The sequence below is a fragment of the Micromonospora antibiotica genome (assembly GCF_017599305.1).
GTDB classification, from domain to species: Bacteria; Actinomycetota; Actinomycetes; order Mycobacteriales; family Micromonosporaceae; genus Micromonospora; species Micromonospora antibiotica.
Window position 1 is genome coordinate 97,082 of sequence record NZ_JAGFWR010000008.1, and the last position, 16,707, is coordinate 113,788.

19 protein-coding genes are annotated in these 16,707 nt (G+C 72.3%); 8 read left to right on the forward strand and 11 right to left on the reverse strand.

Annotated features, from left to right (window positions below; translation table 11 throughout):
* Positions 1-250: 250 nt before the first annotated feature.
* Together JQN83_RS16360 and JQN83_RS16365 are read right to left on the reverse strand one after the other, a co-directional pair.
* A complete protein-coding gene (locus JQN83_RS16360) occupies positions 251-766 on the reverse strand; it encodes a hypothetical protein (RefSeq protein ID WP_208568016.1) in 516 nt (171 codons plus the stop codon).
* Positions 763-1,272, reverse strand: a complete 510-nt coding sequence (locus JQN83_RS16365; protein WP_208568017.1) for a SigE family RNA polymerase sigma factor — start codon at positions 1,270-1,272, stop codon at positions 763-765. The genes JQN83_RS16360 and JQN83_RS16365 overlap by 4 nt, the downstream gene beginning before the upstream one ends.
* Positions 1,273-1,413: 141 nt before the next feature.
* Here JQN83_RS16365 and JQN83_RS16370 point away from each other — a divergent pair, with 141 nt between their 5' ends.
* From JQN83_RS16370 to JQN83_RS16395, 6 genes are all read left to right on the forward strand, one after another.
* Positions 1,414-1,875: a hypothetical protein gene (locus JQN83_RS16370; RefSeq protein WP_208568018.1), complete on the forward strand. Its 462-nt coding sequence runs from the start codon at positions 1,414-1,416 to the stop codon at positions 1,873-1,875.
* 120 nt (positions 1,876-1,995) lie between these two features.
* A complete protein-coding gene (locus tag JQN83_RS16375) occupies positions 1,996-2,730 on the forward strand; it encodes a Type 1 glutamine amidotransferase-like domain-containing protein (protein ID WP_208568019.1) in 735 nt (244 codons plus the stop codon).
* Between the two features lie 59 nt (positions 2,731-2,789).
* Positions 2,790-3,875, forward strand: a complete 1,086-nt coding sequence (gene ychF, locus JQN83_RS16380) for a redox-regulated ATPase YchF (RefSeq protein WP_208568020.1) — start codon at positions 2,790-2,792, stop codon at positions 3,873-3,875.
* 69 nt (positions 3,876-3,944) lie between these two features.
* Positions 3,945-4,184: a hypothetical protein gene (locus JQN83_RS16385; protein ID WP_208568021.1), complete on the forward strand. Its 240-nt coding sequence runs from the start codon at positions 3,945-3,947 to the stop codon at positions 4,182-4,184.
* The gene (locus tag JQN83_RS16390; protein WP_208568022.1) at positions 4,181-4,576 is read left to right on the forward strand and encodes a PIN domain-containing protein; all 396 of its coding nucleotides are present in this window, start codon (positions 4,181-4,183) and stop codon (positions 4,574-4,576) included. The genes JQN83_RS16385 and JQN83_RS16390 overlap by 4 nt, the downstream gene beginning before the upstream one ends.
* 120 nt (positions 4,577-4,696) lie before the next feature.
* Positions 4,697-5,164, forward strand: coding sequence for a GNAT family N-acetyltransferase (locus JQN83_RS16395; RefSeq protein ID WP_208568023.1), 468 nt, complete (start codon positions 4,697-4,699; stop codon positions 5,162-5,164).
* A gap of 132 nt (positions 5,165-5,296) precedes the next feature.
* Here JQN83_RS16395 and JQN83_RS16400 read toward each other — a convergent pair whose 3' ends face one another.
* The 3 genes from JQN83_RS16400 to JQN83_RS16410 all read right to left on the reverse strand — a co-directional run bounded on the left by JQN83_RS16400 (position 5,297) and on the right by JQN83_RS16410 (position 7,266).
* Positions 5,297-6,025, reverse strand: a complete 729-nt coding sequence (locus tag JQN83_RS16400) for a class I SAM-dependent methyltransferase (protein ID WP_208568024.1) — start codon at positions 6,023-6,025, stop codon at positions 5,297-5,299.
* A gap of 196 nt (positions 6,026-6,221) precedes the next feature.
* Positions 6,222-6,734, reverse strand: a complete 513-nt coding sequence (locus tag JQN83_RS16405) for a GNAT family N-acetyltransferase (RefSeq protein WP_208568025.1) — start codon at positions 6,732-6,734, stop codon at positions 6,222-6,224.
* 169 nt (positions 6,735-6,903) lie between these two features.
* The gene (locus tag JQN83_RS16410) at positions 6,904-7,266 is read right to left on the reverse strand and encodes a PH domain-containing protein (RefSeq protein ID WP_208568026.1); all 363 of its coding nucleotides are present in this window, start codon (positions 7,264-7,266) and stop codon (positions 6,904-6,906) included.
* Positions 7,267-7,377: 111 nt separating this feature from the next.
* Between JQN83_RS16410 and JQN83_RS16415 the strand changes: the two genes are divergently transcribed.
* On the forward strand, positions 7,378-8,502 hold the full coding sequence (locus tag JQN83_RS16415; protein ID WP_208568027.1) for a septum formation family protein: 1,125 nt from the start codon (positions 7,378-7,380) through the stop codon (positions 8,500-8,502).
* A 185-nt stretch (positions 8,503-8,687) separates the two neighbouring features.
* Here the strand turns inward: JQN83_RS16415 and JQN83_RS16420 are convergent, their stop codons facing one another.
* Complete coding sequence (locus JQN83_RS16420) at positions 8,688-8,996, reverse strand: 4a-hydroxytetrahydrobiopterin dehydratase (RefSeq protein WP_208568028.1); 309 nt, start codon at positions 8,994-8,996, stop codon at positions 8,688-8,690.
* 182 nt (positions 8,997-9,178) lie between these two features.
* On the opposite strand from JQN83_RS16420, the gene JQN83_RS16425 reads away from it, so the two are divergent.
* Complete coding sequence (locus JQN83_RS16425; protein WP_208568029.1) at positions 9,179-9,619, forward strand: (deoxy)nucleoside triphosphate pyrophosphohydrolase; 441 nt, start codon at positions 9,179-9,181, stop codon at positions 9,617-9,619.
* A 96-nt stretch (positions 9,620-9,715) separates the two neighbouring features.
* On the opposite strand, the gene JQN83_RS16430 is transcribed toward JQN83_RS16425, so the two are convergent.
* The 5 genes from JQN83_RS16430 to JQN83_RS16450 form a co-directional block, all read right to left on the reverse strand.
* The gene (locus JQN83_RS16430; RefSeq protein ID WP_208568030.1) at positions 9,716-10,804 is read right to left on the reverse strand and encodes a succinate dehydrogenase/fumarate reductase iron-sulfur subunit; all 1,089 of its coding nucleotides are present in this window, start codon (positions 10,802-10,804) and stop codon (positions 9,716-9,718) included.
* Entirely contained in the window at positions 10,804-12,717 is a 1,914-nt protein-coding gene (locus tag JQN83_RS16435) for a fumarate reductase/succinate dehydrogenase flavoprotein subunit (protein WP_208568031.1), read from the reverse strand. The genes JQN83_RS16430 and JQN83_RS16435 overlap by 1 nt, the downstream gene beginning before the upstream one ends.
* A gap of 13 nt (positions 12,718-12,730) precedes the next feature.
* Positions 12,731-13,537 carry a succinate dehydrogenase subunit SdhC gene (gene sdhC, locus JQN83_RS16440; RefSeq protein ID WP_204957815.1) on the reverse strand — a complete coding sequence of 269 codons (807 nt, stop codon included), beginning with the start codon at positions 13,535-13,537 and terminating at the stop codon, positions 12,731-12,733.
* Positions 13,538-13,821: 284 nt separating this feature from the next.
* On the reverse strand, positions 13,822-15,258 hold the full coding sequence (locus tag JQN83_RS16445; protein ID WP_208568032.1) for a TldD/PmbA family protein: 1,437 nt from the start codon (positions 15,256-15,258) through the stop codon (positions 13,822-13,824).
* Positions 15,255-16,691, reverse strand: a complete 1,437-nt coding sequence (locus tag JQN83_RS16450) for a TldD/PmbA family protein (RefSeq protein ID WP_208568033.1) — start codon at positions 16,689-16,691, stop codon at positions 15,255-15,257. Before JQN83_RS16450 ends, JQN83_RS16445 begins: the two co-directional genes overlap by 4 nt.
* Positions 16,692-16,707: the final 16 nt, after the last annotated feature.

The window sequence follows — 16,707 nt, forward strand, 5'->3', positions numbered from 1 at the left end:
GCTCAGCGGCGGTGGCTCGCGGGAATCGGACCTGAGCGTGCCGGGCCCGGCGGTGGGCCGGTGGCGGCCACATTCGCGCCGACCGGGCTGAGGGGGCGTGCCGGGCCCGGCGGTGGGCCGGTGGCGGCCACATTCGCGCCGACCAGGCTGAGGGGGTGGCCTGACCGGGTTGAGGGGGCGGCCCGGCGCGAGGGCGGGCGACCCCGCCGGCCGACAGCAGTGAGTCGACGGCCGGCAGGGTCGCCGTGCGTCAGTTCCCCGTCGTCGGGCCGGCCGGCCGGCCGCCCCGTGGGCCCTCGTCGACGGGCGGTGCGGTGCGGGCGGGGACCGGTGCGGCGGGGACCCGGCCGGTCCGGGGCTGGTCGACGGGTGGTGCGGAGCGGGCCGGTGCGGGCATCCCGGGTGCTGCCGGTGCGGCGGTGCGGGCCGGGACGGGTGCGCCCGGTTCGGCGGTCCGGCCGGTCAGCGGTGGCCGGTCGACGGGCGGTGCGGTCCGGTCCGGGGCGGGGACCGGCGCGGCCGGCCCCCTGCTCGGCGTCGAGGCCGGTACGGCGGGCGGGGCGTCCCCGCGACCGCTGGCGGCCATCGCGAGCGGGGCGGCGATCAGCACGGCGGCGACGGCACCCACGGCGCTCATCGTCACGGTGGCGCGGCGTCGGGTGCGGGCCCGGTGTTCCGCGCGGGTCAACTGGTCGTGCACTGTCGGTGCCTCCTCGGCAAGGTCGGTGAGGGTGGCGCGGATGAGGTCCTCGATGGGCGTGGTCACCGCCGTACCTCCAGCAGTTCGATGTCCGGCAGGAGTTGCCGCAACCGGGCCACGGCCCGGTGGGTGCGGCTGCGTACGGTGCCGACCGAGCAGCCGAGCGCGGCGGCCACCTGGGTCTCGGTCAGGTCCTCGTAGTAGCGCAGGACCACGACCGTGCGTTGGGCCGCCGGCAGCGCGCGCAGCGCGGCCCGCATCGCCAGGCGTACGTCGGTGCCGCCGAACGGGTCGGGACCGGCCCGTTCGGCGGCACCGGTGAGCAGCGTCTCCCGGTACCGGCGCAGTCGCCGCCACCAGCTGACCTGCTCCCGGTACATGACCGCGCGCAGGTAACCCTCCGGGTCGGTGTGACGCAGGTCGCGCCACTTCGGAATGGTCCTGGCCAGCGCCGACTGGAACAGGTCCTCGGCGGCGTGCCGGTCCCCGGTGAGCAGGTACGCGACCCGCATCAGGGCCGGCGTCCGGCTGGCCACGAACTCGGCCAGCCGGGCCCGGTCGTCCTCGTCCACCCGCCCTCCCCGATGTTGGCTGTCACCGATACAGACGCCCCAGCCCGGCGCAGCTATCCCGGGATCCGCGGGGAGTTTCCCGCGGCAAAGTGTCGGTAGTGGTCGGTAGCGTCCCGGCACCAACTCCAGAAGGGTGCGGCGATGGCGAGCGTGACCGGGCGGGGCGACCCTCGGTCAGGGCGGGCGCGGCTGGACGAGGCTGCCGCGCAGGGCCTCTACGACCGGATGCGGGTGGTCGCGCCGGCCGCCTTCGGTGCGATCGAGCGGGACCGGGCCGACGACCCGGCGCGGCCGTTCGCCGACACCGCGTGCGGTCGGCTGGCCGGGTCCCTCGACGCGGCCGGCCTGCGGGCGCTGGGCATGTGGGCGCACCACTGGTGCATGCGGTTCTACGACGACGACACCCGGGTCGGCCGGCGGCTGGTCCGGGAGATCGCCGGTCGGCGGGGGCTGGGCTGGACGGCCGACGAGGTCCACTGGATGCTCGGTGAGTCCGAGCGGGCCGGCCCGACCGCGCGGGACCGGTTCACCCTGCCGCTCGCGGCGGCGGGTGAGTTGCCCGGGGTGACCGACGGCGGGGCGGGCTGGCGTCTCGCCGGGTGATCCGGGTCGGTGACCGCAGCGGCGGCGCGACCCGCCGGGCGGCGGTTGCCGGGGGTCGGGGTGGCCGGGGCCGGCGGTGGCGCAGGATGGGAGCGGGAGTCAGTCAGCGAGAGGACCAGGATGCCCGCCGTTCAACCGACGATCGTCGCCACCAGCATGGGTTTCACCAGCCGTAACCGGGGGCCCCTGGATGCCGTCCCCGGGCCGGTCTTCGACCTGATGGCCGAGTTGGCGCAGGTCGACGAGCCGAGGATCTGCTATCTCAACCAGGCCGTCGGCGACCAGCCCACCTCGTTGACGATCTTCCACGGCGCGTTCGCCGGTACCCGTTACCGCCCGTCGCACCTGGCGCTGTTTCCGATGCCCAACGTCGAGGACGTCCGGGCCCACCTGCTCGGCCAGGACATCATCTGGGTCGGTGGCGGCAGCGTGGCCAACCTGTGCGCGGTGTGGCGGGTGCACGGCCTGCCGGAGATCCTGCGCGAGTGCTGGGAGGCCGGGGTGGTGCTCGGCGGGGTCTCCGCGGGCTCGATCTGCTGGCACGTCGGCGGGCCCACCGACAGCTTCGGGCGGCAGTTGCGCGCCTACACCGACGGCCTGGGCTGGTTGCCGTACGGCAACGGGGTGCACTACGACAGTGAGGCGCAGCGCCGGCCGCTGCTGCACCGGTTGGTCGCCGACGGCACCCTGCCGGCCAGCCACTGCACCGACGACGGGGTGGGGTTGGTCTACCGGGGCACCCGGCTGGCCGAGGCGGTCGCCGACCGGCCCGGCGTGGCCGCGTACGAGGTGGTGCCGGACGGTGCGGGTGGGGTGCGGGAGACCCGGATCGAGCCCCGGCTGCTGACCGACTGAGCGTCTCCGACGGGCCTGCCTGCCGGGTACCGGGGGCCGACGGCGTAAGCTGGCCCGTCGTGAGTCTCACCATCGGCATCGTCGGCCTGCCCAACGTCGGCAAGAGCACCCTGTTCAACGCGTTGACCAAGAACGACGTGCTCGCGGCGAACTACCCGTTCGCCACGATCGAGCCCAACGTCGGGGTGGTGGGGCTGCCGGACGGGCGGCTCGACAAGCTCGCGGAGATCTTCTCGTCGCAGAAGGTGCTGCCCGCGCCGGTGTCGTTCGTCGACATCGCCGGTCTGGTCCGGGGGGCGTCGAAGGGGCAGGGCCGGGGCAACGCGTTCCTGGCGAACATCCGGGACGCCTCGGCCATCTGCCAGGTGGTGCGGGCCTTCTCCGACCCGAACGTGGTGCACGTCGACGGCAAGGTCTCGCCGGCCGACGACATCGAGACGATCAACACCGAGCTGATCCTGGCCGACCTGCAGACCCTGGAGAAGGCGCTGCCCCGGCTGGAGAAGGAGGCCAAGCTCCGTAAGGACCGGGCCGCCGCCGTCACCGCCGCGAAGCAGGCCGTCGAGGTGCTCGACGGCGGCACCACCCTGTACGCCGGGGCCGCCGCCGCCAAGATCGAGCTGGAGCACCTGCGGGAGCTGCACCTGCTCACCACCAAGCCGTTCCTCTACGTCTTCAACGTCGACGAGGCGGAGTTGGCCAACGCCGCCTTCCTCGACGAGTTGCGCGCGCTGGTGGCCCCCGCCGAGGCGGTGTTCATGGACGCCAAGATCGAATCCGAGCTGGTGGACCTGCCCGAGGAGGAGGCCCGCGAGCTGCTGGAGTCGATCGGGCAGTCCGAGCCGGGGCTGAACCAGCTCGTCCGGGTCGGCTTCCGCACGCTCGGGCTCCAGACGTACCTCACGGCGGGGCCGAAGGAGGCGCGGGCCTGGACGGTGCCGGTCGGCGCGACCGCCCCGGAGGCCGCCGGGGTGATCCACAGCGACTTCCAGCGCGGCTTCATCAAGGCCGAGGTGGTCTCCTACGGCGACCTGGTCGCGGCCGGTTCGATGGCGGCGGCGAAGGCCGCCGGCAAGGTCCGGATCGAGGGCAAGGAGTACGTCATGCAGGACGGCGACGTGGTGGAGTTCCGCTTCAACGTCTGATTCCGGTCCACCGTCTGCCGCATCGGATCGGTTCGCCCGGCGGTGGTAACACCGTGGTATGGTCGATCGATGGCGAGGACGAAGAAGGTCACGATCACGCTGCCGGCAGAGCTGCTGGAGAGCATGAAGACGCACACCGACAACGTCTCCGGCTACCTCACCGAGCTGGCCGAGCGGGCCGAGCGGCGCAGACTTCTCCGGGAGGAGTTGGATCGCTACCAAGGCGACCTCGGGGCGTTCACTGACGAGGAGATGGCCGCGGCTCGGGCGCTCCTGCACGGGACCGAGGAGACCGGGCGTGCGGCGTGAGCCTTGAGTCGCTGGTGCTCGACTCGCAGGGCTTCTCAGGGTGGATCGACCAGGATCGAAAGGTGATGCGCCTGCTGGAGCAGGCGGAGCGGGACGGGGTCGATCTCGCCATGTCGGCGGCCACGATCATCGAGGTCTCCCACTCCGGTGTGGACATCGCGCGGCTGAACTGGCTGCTGTCCCGGATCCGGGTGGAGGCGGTGACGAAGGAGAGTGCCCGTCGCAGTGCTGCGCTGCTGAAGGCGGCAGGGCTGCACGGGCACAGGTACGCCATCGACGCCATGGTCGCCGAGGTGGCGCTACGGCTACCCGCACCGGTGGCGCTCCTGACATCCGATGTCGACGACATGGTCAAGCTGTGCGGGCGGCAGGTTCGGACCATAGCGCTGTAGGTGGGTCACGAAGGTCGCGCCGGTGCGTCAAGTCGTTGACCGGCGACGCCGACCGGGGTGAGCCGCGCGTCACCCCGTTGCGGGCAGCGGGCCGGGGCGGTGCGGGCCTACCGTGACGGCGTGGCGTTGCGACTGGAACCGATGACCGACGAGCAGTACCTCCGCTACCGGGAGCACGCCGAGGAGGACTACGCGCGCAACATCGCCGCCTCCGGGGCGATGCCGTTGCCGGAGGCGCGGGAGAAGGCCCGGCAGGACTTCCAGGGCCTGCTGCCCGACGGCCTGGCCACCGAGGGGCACCGGCTCTGGACGGCGTACGACGACGACGTCGAGGTCGGTCGGCTCTGGCTGCACCTGGAGCAGAGGTCCGACGGTGTGCACGCCTTCGGCTACGACTTCGCGGTGCGCGAGGAGTTGCGCCGCCGGGGCCACGGTCGGGCGATCATCGAGGCCGCCGAGCGGCTCTGCCGGGAGTTGGGCGTGGTCGCCATCGGGCTGAACGTCTTCGGCTTCAACACCGGCGCGCGGGCCCTCTACGAGCAGATGGGCTTCGAGGTCACCGCCATCCGCATGATCAAACGGCTCTGACACCCCGCCCCCGGGTCGCAGCGCCCGGCTGGGCGACACACCCGTCGGGCCGGTGCGCACGACGGGGGCCGGGGATTGGATTCGCCCGCCCCGGGGTCGGGACGGATGCCCCGACCCCGGCCGGTCCACCCCTCAGCGGCGGTAGACCGAGACGTGCGATCGGCTGTCGTCGCCGAACGGGTGCCGGTGCCAGTCGGCGTACCGGGCGACGAGCCGCAGTCCGGCCTGTTCGGCCAGCTCGTCGATCTGTTCCGGCCAGCGGTAGTGCATCGCGAACGGTTCCAGGTGCACCCCGTCGCGGTCGAAGGTGATCGTCTGCCGGATGAAGGTCTGTGCGGCCCGGTCGTACTGGTGCAGCCGGATGGTGGCGGAGTCCTCGGTCACCGCCCGCATCTGTACCTGCTCGTCCCGGTCGAAGTTGGCCGGGTCGGGCACGAACGCCTCGACGACGAACTCGCCACCGGGGGCCAGCACCCGGGCCACGTTGCGGAAGCAGTCCTGCTGCCGCTGCGCGCGCACCAGGTTGAACAGGGTGTTGAACACCAGGTAGACCAGCTGGTACGGACCCGTGACGGGCACGTCGGCCAGGTCGCCGACGGTGACCGGGACGCTGTCTCCGCCGGGCTTGGCACGCAGCTTCGCCACCATCTCCGGTGACGCCTCGACCCCGTCGACGGGTACGCCCCGGGCGGCGAGCGGCAACGCCACCCGGCCCGTCCCGATGGCGAGTTCCAGCACCCGTCCGCCGTCGGCCCGACCGGCGAGGAAGTCCACCGCCGGTGCCGGGTCGGGGTTGCCGGGGCTGTCGTACCTGTCGGCCCACATCCTGCCGAAGTGGCCCGGGTCGTCGAACACCGACATCAGCGGCCCCCTTCCCCGGGCCGGACCGCTCTGTCGTTACCGGCGCTGAGCCGTGCCGGCACTGCCGTGTCGCTGGTGGTCATGAAGCCTCGATTTCCGCTGTCGGAGGATGGTCGGCGCCTGGGTGGACCCCGTCACGTACGACATGTCGTCAGCTCCTTCCGGTCGGCTTCACGGCCAGCCAAGCAGCGGCCCGTCAGTGGGGCAACCCGGTTTCCGGCGGGCGGGCCAGGTCCAGCGTCCAGTGCCGGGTACGGATCACCTGCTCGTTGAACTCGACGTCCTCCTCGCCGCGCGGGGTGAATCCGAGTGCCCGGCAGATCCCGTTGGACGGGCCGTTGGTGACGGCCGGGAAGGCGTGCACGGTGTCCCACCGTCGCTCGGCGCGGGCCTGGTCGAGCAGCGCGCGGACGCCCCGCTTGGCCAGGCCCCGGCCCTGGAACTCGGGCAGCACCATCCAGCCGATCTCGGCGGCCGTCGCGTCGTCCGGCGCGGGCCGCCAGAGGGTGACGGTCCCGGCGACGGCGTCGTCCACCACGATCATCTTGATCAGGGCGGTGCCGTCGGCGGCCAACCGGGCGTCCCGGCGGACCTGCCGGGTCACGTGGGCCGGCGGCAGCGGCCCGCCGAGTTCGGCCATCATCACCGGGTCGCAGCGCATCCGCAGGTACGCCTCGACGTCGGTGGCCAGCACGTCACGCAGGAACACGCCGCACCTGCCCCCGCCGGCCACAGTGGAGAGTCGTCCGCATGGGCCGAGTATTCCAGGGACCGCCCGGTCCGGGGGTCGGGCGGAGCGGGGTGGGCACCCGTCGGCGGCGCGGCGGGCGGGCCGGCGCGGCGGGAGGGGCGGGTCGGTGGCCGGCAGGGCGGGGCGGTCAGGAGATGTAGTGCAGGATCACGTTGTGCACGTGGTGGCTCTTCTGCGCCCCCCGGAACTCCACCTCGTAGGTGTGGGTGCCGACGTGCACCGCGATCGAGCCGGTGGAGAAGAACTCCCCGCCCCACGACTTGTTGCTCACCACGCTCACGCTGGTGATCTTGGAGTACGGGATGCTGGTGATCGCGAACTTCTTCCCCACGAATGACCGGTCCTGGATGATCACCCGCCGGTCGGTCAGGCCGATGAACCCGGTGCCGGTGCCGACGGCGTCGTAGACGGCGATGATCTGTTCCCCGTCGAGCAGTCCACTGCGGATCTGGTTGAACTGCTCCTTGCGGTCGTACGTCGCATTTGCCATGGAATCCACGGTAGGAGGTGCCCGCCAGCGTCGGCGGTTGCCCGCCGGTTGGCCCCGTCGACTAGTCTCCCCATGCCTGGCCAGACGCGGGCGACGGGGGAGGGAAGCGGCGTGACCAGCGAGCATTCCGAGGCGCAACCCACCGACGAGGCCCGGCCGGAGCCCTCGGCGGCACCGACCGGTGGCGCGGACGCGGCTGCGCCCCGCCGGGCGGGTACCACCGACGTGCCCGACTGGGAGCCGTGGCCGCAGCGGCCGCCCACCCGGGGCCGGCTGAACCGGCTGGCCGTCGTCACCCTCGTGTTCGGCCTGCTCGGCGGGGTGCTCGCGCCGGTCACCGCCGTGTTCGCGCTGCGACGGATCAGGCGCGAGGGCGAGCGGGGGAAGGGTCTGGTGACCGCCGGGCTGGTGCTTCTCGGCGGCTGGGTGCTGGCCGGCCTGGTGGCGTGGGGCGTCACGGCGACCGGCACCGACCCGGACACCGGGCTGCGGGGGCTGCGGGTGGGGGACTGCTTCCGGGTGCCCACCGGGGCCACCGCCAGCCGTACCGCGCCCGAGCAGGTCACCCGGGTCGGCTGTGACGCGCCCCACAACGCCGAGTACGTCGACGACTTTCCGGCGTACGAACGCTCCGCCGACGAGCGTTACCCCGGCGCGGCGGTGCTCTCCCAGCGGGCGGAGACGCTCTGCCGGCAGCGCCAGCGCAGCTACGTGGTGGACCCGCTGGGGTTGCCCGCCGAGGTGCGGTTGAGCTGGTACCTGCCGACCCGGGTCGACTGGTCCACCGATCCCACCATCACCTGCTATCTGACCTCACCGACCCAGCTGTCCCGCCCGCTGCGGATGGACGGTACGGTGCTCGACCCGGCGCAGCTCGGCTACCTGCTGGCCAGCCGGGACTGGACCGAGGCGCGGGCCGCCCTGGTGGCCAGCGGGTCGACCAGCACCCCGGCGACGTTGCGTGACGCGGTCCGCCGGGCCGAGGCCACCCACACCGACATGTGGTTCCGGTTGCGCCGGGAACCCTGGCCGGAGGCGGTCCGACCGGCGATGGAGCGGCTGCTCACCGAGATGGAGCAGGACGAGCCGGCCTGGCGGGACGCCGACGGCGAGCCCGACCGGGGCAGGCTGCTCCAGATCGTGGCGCAGGCGGGGCAGCACCCGGACCCGGCCACCGAGCTCGCCGTACGCCAGGCCCTCCGGTTGCCCACCGCACAGGGTGAACCGATGCGGTGACCGTCACCGACGGTGTCGAGTTGACCACTCGGTGGGGGTGGGTCGGACGTTCCGGGGAGCTGGCCGGCCGCGGATCGGCCCTAGGCTGAGGCTGGTGGCGACGGTGCGGTGGCGGGCGGGGGTCGACAATGACGGGGGTGACCGTGGGCGTGCTCGTCGGACGGGTGCCCGCCGTCGCGGGGCGCTCAGTCCGCCGTCACCGCACGGTACGCGTCCTCGATGCGGGCGGCGAGCAGCACCTCACCGTCGGTGAGTGGCTCGCCGTCGCCGTGGCCGACCCGGATGCGCGTCTCGGTGTCCTGCCGGCTGATGTCCGGTCGCAACCGCAACGCGTCCGCGACGACCTTGACCCGCTCGGTCAGCTCCGCGTGCTGGGAGTCGTCTATCACCAGAGTGCGGCGGATCTGCTCACCGTCACGGGTCCACCCGTGCAGGAGCGTGAGGGCGTCACTGAGATAGTCGTGCTTGGTTCGGCTGGTGAACAGCGCACGCATCACCGCACCTCCCAGGCGCCGTTGCCGGCTTGTGGCCAAATCGTCGCCGTCCCGTGTCCTCGTGGTGTTAACAGTCTGTCGACCTGACGGCGGTGTGTCCACGCCCACACTTCCGTCTCTTATTGGCCTACCGGTCGAGGACGGTACCCAAACCGACGATTGATCTGGCACGCTGGACGCCCGTGCAGACCGAACGGTGTAGCGGTGACGGGCAGACCGACCGGCGTGAGCCGCGGGTGGTCGTGGGTGCGGCGATCATCTCCGCGGGGCGGGTGCTCGCCTGTGCGCGCACCGCGCCCCCCGAGGTCGCCGGCATGTTCGAGTTTCCCGGCGGCAAGGTCGAGCCGGGCGAGAGCGAGACGGCCGCGCTGATCCGCGAGTGCGCCGAGGAGTTGGCCGTCCGGGTGGCGATCGGCGACCGGATCGGCCGGGACGTCCGGATGGCCCACGGCCGGTCGGTGTTGAAGGTGTACGCGGCCCGCCTGTTGCACGGCGACCAGCCGCGCGCGCTGGAACACTCCGCGCTGCGCTGGCTCGCCGCCGGTGAGCTGGACAGCGTCACCTGGCTTCCCGCCGACGCGCCGATCGTCGCCGCCCTCCGCCCGCTGCTGGCCGCCGACTGACGGGTCGGCCACCCGGGTGCGGACGGCGACGGGGGCCGCGGCTTGCGCCGCGACCCCCGTCGTCTGTCGTGCCCGGTGCGGGCCCACCGGGTGGCGTCAGTGCCGGTCGCCCTCGCCTGCCGGCTTGTCGTCCTGGCTCGGGTGGGCGAAGTTGAGGTGCTCCGGCGGCAGCGGGAAGGTGACGTCGTCACCGAACGGCGACGGGGCCGCCGCCCGGTCGAAGGTCAGCTCCGTCAGCGGGAGCCGGCCCCGGTCGTCGACCGCCGGCATCGTCGGGTGCGGGACCTCACGGTGCCAGTTCACACCCTGCTGCGCCTGGGCCTCCGCGGCCGGGTCGCCGGAACCGCCGGCGTGCGAGTGGACCCCGGTCTGACGAGCGCCGCTGTGCACCACGGACCCCTTTCCCGCGCTGTTCGCGGTGCTCTGGGGCGTCTCGCCCCGACGGAAGATCTTGCTACCGAGCCATACCAGGGGATCGTACCTGCGGTCGACGACCCGTTCCTTCATGGGGATGATCCCGTTATCGGTGATCTTGATGTGCTCGGGGCAGACCTCCGTGCAGCACTTGGTGATGTTGCAGAAGCCGAGCCCCTGCTCCTGCTGCGCGTACTGCTTGCGGTCGGTCTTCGCGTCCAACGGGTGCATGTCCAGCTCGGCGGCCCGGATGAAGAACCGGGGGCCGGAGAAGGCCGGCTTGTTCTCCTCGTGGTCGCGGATCACGTGGCACACGTTCTGGCACAGGAAGCACTCGATGCACTTGCGGAACTCCTGCGAGCGCTCCACGTCGACCTGCTGCATCCGGTACTCGCCCGGGGCCAGGTCGGCCGGCGGGGCGAAAGCCGGCGTCTCCCGCGCCTTCTCGTAGTTGAACGAGACGTCCGTGACCAGGTCCCGGATCACCGGGAAGGTCCGCAGCGGGGTGACCGTGACGGTCTCCGACTCCTCGAACGTCGACATCCGGGTCATGCAGCTCAGCCGGGGCTTGCCGTTGATCTCCATCGAGCAGGAGCCGCACTTGCCCGCCTTGCAGTTCCACCGGCAGGCCAGGTCCGGCGCCTCGGTGGCCTGGAGCCGGTGGATGACGTCGAGGACGACCTCGCCCTCGTTCACCTCGACCGAGTAGTCCTGGAGGTCACCGCCGGTCTCGTCGCCCCGCCAGATGCGGAACTCCCTCTTGCTTCCCATCAGTTCGCCTCCTCGGTGAGGGCGTCGAAGTCGGCCAGCTCCTCGTCGGTCAGATACTTGGCCAGCTCGGTCCGGTCGAAGAGACCGATCAACTCGGCCCGCATCTTCGGCAGCGGCTTGTGCTCCAGCCGGACGGTGTCGCCGTCCAGGGCGCAGACCAGGTTGACCCGACGCCAGCTCGGATCCATGGTCGGGAAGTCCTCGCGGGTGTGCCCGCCGCGCGACTCCTGCCGCTCCAGCGCCGCCTTCGCGGTGCACTCCGAGACGACCAGCATGTTGCGCAGGTCCAACGCCAGGTGCCAGCCCGGGTTGTAGCGCCGGCCGCCGGCCGCGCTCACCTTCGCCACCCGCTCGCGCAGCTCGGTCAGCCTGTGCAGCGCGTCTACCAGCTCGCCCTCCCGGCGGATGATCCCGACCAGATCCCCCATCACCGCCTGGAGGTCCTGCTGCAGGGTGTACGGGTTCTCCCCGGTGTCCCGCTGCAACGGCGCCAGCGCCGCCTCCACGGCGGTCTCCACCGCACCCACCGGCACCTTCGGCCGCGAGGTCAGCTGATCGGTGTACGACGCCGCGTGCCCGCCCGCCCGCTTGCCGAAGACCAGCAGGTCGGACAGGGAGTTGCCACCCAACCGGTTGGAGCCGTGCATGCCACCGGACACCTCACCTGCGGCGAACAGCCCCTGCACGGTGCCGTACGCGGCCCCGGAGTCCGGGTCCACCTCGACGCCGCCCATCACGTAGTGGCAGGTCGGCCCGACCTCCATCGGCTCGGCCGTGATGTCGACGTCGGCCAGCTCCTTGAACTGGTGGTACATCGACGGCAGCCGGCGACGGATCTCGTCGGCCGAACGCCGGGAGGCGATGTCCAGGTAGACACCGCCGGCCGGCGTACCCCGACCGGCCTTGACCTCGCTGTTGATCGCGCGGGCGACCTCGTCGCGGGGGAGCAGCTCCGGCGGGCGTCGGTTGTTGTCCGGGTCGGTGTACCAGCGGTCCGCCTCCTCCTCGGTCTCCGCGTACTGCTTGCGGAAGACGTCGGGGACGTAGTCGAACATGAACCGCTTGCCGTCGGAGTTCTTCAGCACCCCGCCGTCACCGCGTACCGACTCGGTGACCAGGATGCCCTTCACCGAGGGCGGCCAGACCATGCCGGTCGGGTGGAACTGGAGGAACTCCATGTTGATCAGCGTGGCCCCGGCGCGCAGGGCCAACGCGTGCCCGTCCCCGGTGTACTCCCAGGAGTTCGAGGTGACCTTGTAGGACCGGCCGACGCCGCCGGTGGCCAGCACCACCGCCGGGGCCTCGAACAGGATGAACTCCCCGGACTCCCGGTAGTAGCCGAACGCCCCGGCCACCCGGTCCCCGTCGAGCAGCAGCTCGGTGATCGTGGTCTCGGAGAAGACCTTGATCCGGGCCTCGTAGTCGCCGAGGTCGCGCTTGTCCTCCTGCTGGAGGGAGACGATCTTCTGCTGGAGGGTACGGATCAGCTCCAGGCCGGTCCGGTCACCGACGTGCGCCAGCCGGGGGTACTCGTGCCCACCGAAGTTGCGCTGGGAGATCTTGCCGTCCTTGGTCCGGTCGAAGAGCGCCCCGTACGTCTCCAGCTCCCAGATCCGCTGCGGCGACTCCTTCGCGTGCAGCTCGGCCATCCGGAAGTTGTTGAGGAACTTGCCGCCGCGCATGGTGTCGCGGAAGTGCACCTGCCAGTTGTCCCGGCTGTTCACGTTCCCCATCGCGGCCGCCGCGCCGCCCTCGGCCATCACGGTGTGCGCCTTGCCGAAGAGCGACTTGGAGATGATCGCGGTCTTCTTGCCGGCGAGCCGGGCCTCGATCGCCGCGCGCAGGCCGGCGCCGCCGGCCCCGATCACGACGACGTCGTAGTGGTGTCGTTCGATGCGAGTGGTAGTGGTCATGTCGCCGCGCCCTCTAGTTGATGAACCGCAGGTCGGTGAACCAGCCGGCGGCGATGGCCATCACGTAGAAGTCGGTGAAGGCCAGCGTGCCGAGGGTGATCCAGGCGAGCTGCATGTGCCGGGTGTTCAGCTTGGACACGAACGTCCAGGCCCGGTACCGCACCGGGTGCGCGGAGAAGTGCTTCAACCGGCCGCCGATGATGTGCCGGCAGGAGTGGCAGGAGATCGTGTACGCCCACAGCATCACCACGTTGACCAGCAGGACGATGTTGCCCAGCCCGAAGCCGAAGCCCTCTGGCGAGTGGAAGGCCAGGACCGCGTCCCAGGTGTTGATCAGCGAGATGATCGCGGCGGCGTAGAAGAAGTAGCGGTGCAGGTTCTGCCCCAGCAGCGGGAACCGGGTCTCCCCGGAGTAGGACTTGTGCCCGTCCGGCACCGCGCAGGCCGGCGGCGACAACCAGAACGACCGGTAGTACGCCTTGCGGTAGTAGTAGCAGGTCAACCGGAACAGCAGCAGGAACGGCAGGGTCAGCGCCGCGTCCGGGATGATCCACCAGCCGGGCAGGAGAGTGCCGAAGTGCGAGGAACCCTCGACACACCGGTCGGTCACACAGGGGGAGTAGAACGGCGTCAGGTAGTGGTACTGGTCCACCCAGTACCACTTGTGCATGAACACCCGGACGGTCGCGTACGCCACCCAGGCGCTGAGCCCGACGACGGTGATCAGGGGGGCGAACCACCAGCGGTCGGTCCGCAACGTCTTCGCCGCGATGGCGGCGCGCGCCCGCGCACCCCGCGGCTTCGTTGCCGTTGATGTCATTCGAGTCGTCTTCCTGACGGGACGGGCCCTCGCGGGCGGGCGGTTCACGTTCCGTGCCGGTCAGTGGACCGGCCGGACCGTGTCCACTGCCGCGTCGTGCGCAAGCAGGCGACCACGCCGGGACATCGGCGCAGCTAAGTGACACACGTTACGCCGATCATCACGGTCGGGCCGCGCAACGCAGTGTCCCGTGTGTCCCGCACCTTGGAAAGACCCGGACCGTGATCAATCCTGACCGGTTGCGGCCAACCGGCCACACCCCCCGGCGGACCAGCGGGAACCGGTCAGCCCGAGGCGCCACCGGTGAAGTTCCACGAGGCCAGCCGCAGCGGTGGCCCCTCCCACCAGTCGCCGTCGGTGCGGTCCGGTTGGCGGACCGGCCGCCGGCCGAGGCCGAGCACCGTGCCCGGCCCCAACGCCCGGGGGTACGACTCGGTGAAGCGGAAGTTCCGCACCGCCCGCACCGGCACGCCGTCCTCCACCAGCCACACCCCGTTGCGGGTCAACCCGGTGATCACCAGGCTCAACGGGTCGAGCACCCGGGTGTACCAGAAGTCGCTGACCAGCAGCCCCCGGGTCATGGGGGCGACCAGCGCGGCGGTGTCCGCATCCACCACCGCCCCCGGCACCGGGCCGCCGGTCGGGTCGCCGTCTGTCGCCGGGTCCACCGCCCCGCCGGTCGGGCCGCCCTCGGGTGCCCCGAGTAACCGCAGGTTGCTGGGGACCGGGCCGAAGGTGGACCCGTCGGGCGTCCCGTGCCCGGTCGATGTCGTGCCCGCCGCGGCGGCGCTGCGCCGGTCGTGGGCAACCGCACGGGTGGTGCCCGCCTCGACCAGGGTGAGCGCCCGACGCGGGGTGCCCTCCAGGTCGAACGGCAGCGTGCCGGTCGGGTCGTCGACCAGGGTCACCGCCGGATCGAACTGGGCGGTGCCGGGGCGGGCGAACGACTGACGTTCGACGTACCGCTTGCCGTTGAAACCGGACCAGGCGAGATTCTGCAACAGGTCGGCCACGGCGGCCGGTTCGAGGACCACCTCGTACCGGCCCGGGGGCAGCTCGACCGGGTCGGCGGCGGCCCGTGCCTTCGCCGCCGCCCGGACCCCCAGGAGCGTGCCGTCCACCTCGTCGAGGCGACCGGCGCAGAGCCGGGCCACCCCGTCCGCGCCGCCCGTGCGGGCGATGCCGTCCATCGCCGCCTCGGTGGTGCGCCCCTGCGCCGACTGGCCGGCCGAGTTGGCGAACGCCCCCGACCGGTAGGAGGTGCGGCAGTAGCCGGCCGCCTCCAGCCCGCCCACCGCGTCGACGAAGGCCCGGACCCGGTCGGCGCGGTCCGCCGGCTCGGCGTAGGCGGTCGCCTCGTCGAGCAGGCCGTTGGAGTGCACCGCCGACGGTGGGGTCAGCCCCGGCCAGGCCGGGTCGGGCGGGCAGAGCCGGGCCGCGGCGAGGGTCCGCCCGACCAGGGCGCGCAGCCCGTCCGGGTCGACCAGGCTGCCGCCACCGGTGGCCGTGCGGCCGTCGACGTGCACCCGCAGCCGCACCGTCACCTGAGACCCGGCGACGTTCTGGTGGATGAACGAGTTGGCGAACCGGGTCAGCGCCAGGTCGTGCCGGACGACGATGGCCTCGGCCTCGGCGGCCGGCCCGGCGAGCTGGTGGACCAGCTCCACCACCCGGGCGGCGACGTCCAGCTCGGTCGCCCCGGCGTCCCGCAGGCCGGTCATGCCCGCACCCCCACCCGGACGCCCCGGAACCGGGCCGGCGCGGCCGGATGGCCGGTGTGCCCGATCTGGCCGGGCTGGCCCTTGCCGCAGTTCGGGGTGCCCCACGGGACGATCTCGGAGGAGAGCATGTCCATCGACCGCCAGAACAGCGGCCCGATGCCGGTGTAGGTGGGGTTGCGCAGCATCCGGCCGCGCCGGCCGTTGCGCACCTCCCAGGCGATCTCGCAGCCGAACTGGAAGTTGAGCCGCCGGTCGTCGATCGACCAGGACCGGTTGACGTCCATCAGCACCCCGTCGTCGGTCGCCGCGATGATCTCGTCGAGGGTGTGTGGGCCGGGTTCCAGGCCCACGTTGGTCATCCGCACCATCGGCAGCCGGGCCCAGCCGTCGGCGCGTACGCTGCCGCCGTGGTCCAGGCCGGCGACGGCGGCCGAGTCCCGGCCGGCGAGCACCCCGACCCAGCGGCCCTCGCGTACCGCGTCGCGTCTGACCGCCGGGGAGCCCTCGTCGTCGAAGCCGAAGCTGCCCAGCGCGCCGGGGATCGTCGGGTCGATGGTGACGTTCATCAGCTCGGAGCCGTAGCGCAGCGAGCCGAGCTGGGCCAGGTCGAGCCAGGAGGTGCCGGCGAACGCCGCCTCCCAGCCGAGGATGCGGTCCAGCTCGATGGCGTGCCCGACCGACTCGTGGATCTGCAACGCGAGCTGCTCGTCGCCGAGGATCAGGTCGGTCTCGCCGGCCGGGCACTGCGGGGCGGTGAGCAGCGCCCGGGACTCGTCGGCGATCTGAGCGGCGTGCCCGGTCAGATCCAGTGACTCGACCAGCTCCCAGCCGGTGGTGCCGTACTGGCCCCGGTAGCTCGGCCAGGAGCGGCGCTGGGTCTCGTGCTCGCCGATCGAGGTGGCCGAGATGCCGCCGCCGCACTCGCGGATGTGCTGGTCGATGCGGTGCCCCTCGCTGGAGACGAACCACTTGCGGGTGTCCCAGACCTGGTAGAGCCCCTGGGCCAGGTCGGCCCCCTGCCCACGGGCCGCCTCGGTGGCCCGGACCAGCAGGTCACCCTTGTCGGACAGGGCCACCCCGAGCGGGTCGACGGCGCAGTCGGAGGCCCAGCTCGCCACCACCGGCTCGGCCGGCGTCAGCGTGATCGGTGGGCCGGGCACCCGGGCGCTCGCGGCGGCGACCTGCGCGGCCCGCCGGCCGGCTTCGCGCGCCGCCGCGTCGGACAGCTCGGGTACGGCGTGGAAGCCCCACCCCGACCCGACCAGCGCGCGCACCCCCAGGCCGAGGCTCTCGTCCTGGGTCAGCTCCTCGATGTCGCCGTTGCGCGCGGACATCGACTCGTAGCGCAGGTGCATCACCCGGGCGTCGGCATACCGGGCGCCCGCGTCGAGGGCGGCCTGCACGGCGGCGGCTGCGGCATCGAACTCGGTCATGGACCGACCCTAGGCC

Coding starts and splice junctions, on each gene's coding strand:
- JQN83_RS16375 (WP_208568019.1), top strand. CDS start 1,996: ATGCCCGCCGTTCAACCGACGATCGTCGCCACCAGCATGGGTTTCACC.
- JQN83_RS16445 (WP_208568032.1), bottom strand. CDS start 15,258: ATGACCGGCCTGCGGGACGCCGGGGCGACCGAGCTGGACGTCGCCGCC.
- JQN83_RS16450 (WP_208568033.1), bottom strand. CDS start 16,691: ATGACCGAGTTCGATGCCGCAGCCGCCGCCGTGCAGGCCGCCCTCGAC.
- JQN83_RS16370 (WP_208568018.1), top strand. CDS start 1,414: ATGGCGAGCGTGACCGGGCGGGGCGACCCTCGGTCAGGGCGGGCGCGG.
- sdhC (WP_204957815.1), bottom strand. CDS start 13,537: ATGACATCAACGGCAACGAAGCCGCGGGGTGCGCGGGCGCGCGCCGCC.
- JQN83_RS16410 (WP_208568026.1), bottom strand. CDS start 7,266: ATGGCAAATGCGACGTACGACCGCAAGGAGCAGTTCAACCAGATCCGC.
- JQN83_RS16385 (WP_208568021.1), top strand. CDS start 3,945: ATGGCGAGGACGAAGAAGGTCACGATCACGCTGCCGGCAGAGCTGCTG.
- JQN83_RS16400 (WP_208568024.1), bottom strand. CDS start 6,025: ATGTCGGTGTTCGACGACCCGGGCCACTTCGGCAGGATGTGGGCCGAC.
- JQN83_RS16420 (WP_208568028.1), bottom strand. CDS start 8,996: ATGCGTGCGCTGTTCACCAGCCGAACCAAGCACGACTATCTCAGTGAC.
- JQN83_RS16430 (WP_208568030.1), bottom strand. CDS start 10,804: ATGGGAAGCAAGAGGGAGTTCCGCATCTGGCGGGGCGACGAGACCGGC.
- JQN83_RS16435 (WP_208568031.1), bottom strand. CDS start 12,717: ATGACCACTACCACTCGCATCGAACGACACCACTACGACGTCGTCGTG.